Source organism: Ruminococcus sp. (genome assembly GCF_016283395.1).
In genome coordinates, this window is the sequence record NZ_JAEEMU010000026.1 from 1 (window position 1) to 2704 (window position 2704).

The following is a 2704-nucleotide window of genomic DNA, read 5'->3' on the forward strand; positions in this document are numbered from 1 at the left end:
GTGACTTTAAGGCTCTCTACGAGGCTCTCGAGGGATACCCCGTTACTATCAGATTCTTAGATCCCCCGCTTCACGAGTTCGTTCCTACAGAGGAAGAGGACATCAAGAAGCTTGCAGCTTCACAGGGTAAGTCTGTTGATGAGATCAAGGCTATCATCACATCACTTCATGAGTTCAACCCCATGATGGGTCACAGAGGATGCCGTCTTGCAGTTACATATCCCGAGATCGCTAAGATGCAGACAAAGGCTGTCATCCGTGCAGCTTTGGAGGTTAAGGCTGCTCATCCCGACTGGGACATCAGGCCTGAGATCATGATCCCTCTCGTATGTGAGATCAAGGAGCTTGCATTCGTTAAGAAGGTTGTTGTCGAGACAGCAGATGCCGAGATCGCAGCTTCAGGCGTAGCCCTTGAGTATTCGGTAGGTACTATGATCGAGATCCCGAGAGCTGCTCTTACAGCTGATGAGATTGCTAAGGAGGCTGACTTCTTCTGCTTCGGTACTAACGACCTTACACAGATGACATACGGCTTCTCACGTGACGATGCTGGTAAGTTCCTCGGTGCTTACTACGACAAGAAGATCTTCGAGAACGATCCATTCGCTAAGCTCGATCAGACTGGTGTTGGTAAGCTCATGGAAATGGCTATCAAGCTCGGTAAGCCTGTAAATCCTAAGCTCCACTGCGGTATCTGCGGTGAGCACGGCGGTGATCCTACATCTGTTGAGTTCTGCCACAAGATCGGCCTCGACTATGTATCTTGCTCACCTTTCCGTGTTCCGATCGCTCGTCTCGCTGCTGCTCAGGCTGCAATCGCTGACAAGAAGTAATTCTTTCGGAAAGATAGATCAATACAATAACAAAGTCCTCACAGTTTGTCTGTGAGGACTTTTTATTATCCTGTCTCATCTGAAAAACTGCACAAAAAGCACGCCAAATTTTTATGCAAAAAATTTTGTAAAAAAATCATTATTTTTGTTACACTTAGGTCTCTTCATGCGAATATTATTAGTGAAAGCAAAAATACAGGAGCTTCAAAAACTCTTGAAAAAAATATAAAAAGGAGACAACAAAAATGAAAAAGGCGTTATTTATCACAGTATTAACTACCGTATCTTTAGGACTTATCGGCTGTGAAGCCGTAAACACTGCCAATCGTTCCGCAATGAGCAGTATCACAACAACTGTAACAACTTCTGCTGAATCTGATGCAGCTCCTGTTAAAACTGAAACTGCGGCTGTTTCAGAAGCTTCCGATGAAGCCGCCGTGCCTATGAATAATTCTATCAGTACTGACACAGATAATACCGCAGACTGGAAAACAGCATACAAGAAAACTCTTACTGAATTTATGGACTCGGATAACTACGGTGAGATGTCCACATGGGATATACAGGACATTGATAACGATGGAACTCCCGAATTACTTATATCTGAAGCTCAGCAGCATATTTCAGGCGTTATGTTCTACTATTATGAGAACGGTAATGCTGTCCCCGTACTTGATGATAACAGAAACCCTCTGCGCTATGGTGCTTACGGCGGTGTATTGATCTGTCCCGAGGAAAGTCTTATCGGTATCGAAGATGTAAAGCAGGGACTGCATTATTCCGTTATGCATAAATACAAAAACCACAGGATCACATTTGTTCAGAGAACTCTTGAGGACTCAGGCGCAGTCGGTAAAGAGAATGCTACTTACACAGTTAATGATGATACTGTAGGTGAAGATGAATACAACAGCGCATACAACGAAATCTTGTCAAAGAACTGGACAGCTGTAGGTAATCAGTATACATTTGATGACCTTTCAGCACTTGACTAAAGACAGTTACAATCTCCTTAATAAATAAAGTAAGTCCTCATAGCTTAGGCTGTGGGGACTTGCTTATTATTGACTTGTTTTTTCAGCTGTGGTATAATTGGTAAAAATCGTCTGACGGAGGCAAATACTATGGGATATATCTTGGAACTTCGCAAAACACTGGGCAGCCGACCTCTTATCATGGCAGGCGCAGGAGTCATACTCGTAAACGATAAAAATGAGATACTGCTTCAAAAGCGCAGTGACAACGGCTATTGGGACTACCCTGCCGGTTCAATGGAGCTTGGCGAGAGCTTTGAGGAGTGTGCACGGAGAGAAGTGCTGGAAGAAACAGGTCTGACCTGCGGCAAGCTTGAATTCTTTATGGACCTGTCGGGCAAGGACTCTTTCTACGAGTACCCCAACGGCGATCAGACATACGCCGCAGTAATAATATACATTTGCCGCGATTTTTCGGGAAAGCTGAAAGAAAACGATGACGAAGTTAGCACACAGAGGTTCTTCCCTCTCGATGAACTTCCTGCGAAGAACGATCCACGCGGACTCGGGATATTTGACAAGCTTAGGGAATATCTGAAAAGCCCTCACAATTAGCCGTAACACTTGTATAAATCATAATTTAGCAGCGTAATAACTTGCCGAGCATATGAACGGGTTTCCAAAGGGTTTACAACCCTTTGGTCAGGTCAAGGGCTGACAGCCCTTGTGGGGTGTGGGGCGAAGCCCTGCATTCGTCAGGCGCACCGCAAGGGTGAATTCCGAAAACAATCCAGTGAATTGTTTTCGGAAGAGGGACGCCCTGCAAGAGAGGGCGTCCCTTAACAATTTGATACGCTCTCTTTGGGACATCGAGGACGCCGTCCCCTACAACAATAT

General features: G+C 45.1%; 3 protein-coding genes. All 3 read left to right on the forward strand.

The features are described from left to right. On the forward strand, positions 1 to 833 hold an 833-nt coding region (locus tag QZZ41_RS00505; RefSeq protein WP_367267422.1), incomplete at its 5' end, for a putative PEP-binding protein. A gap of 245 nt (positions 834 to 1078) precedes the next feature. Then, complete coding sequence (locus QZZ41_RS00510) at positions 1079 to 1828, forward strand: hypothetical protein (RefSeq protein ID WP_295066679.1); 750 nt, start codon at positions 1079 to 1081, stop codon at positions 1826 to 1828. Positions 1829 to 1957: 129 nt separating this feature from the next. Further along, a complete protein-coding gene (locus QZZ41_RS00515; RefSeq protein ID WP_295066682.1) occupies positions 1958 to 2422 on the forward strand; it encodes an NUDIX hydrolase in 465 nt (154 codons plus the stop codon). The last annotated feature ends 282 nt before the right edge of the window (positions 2423 to 2704 follow it).

Excerpts from the sequence above, each read along its gene's own strand:
- QZZ41_RS00510 (WP_295066679.1), top strand. The coding sequence starts at position 1,079 with ATGAAAAAGGCGTTATTTATCACAGTATTAACTACCGTATCTTTAGGA.
- QZZ41_RS00515 (WP_295066682.1), top strand. The coding sequence starts at position 1,958 with ATGGGATATATCTTGGAACTTCGCAAAACACTGGGCAGCCGACCTCTT.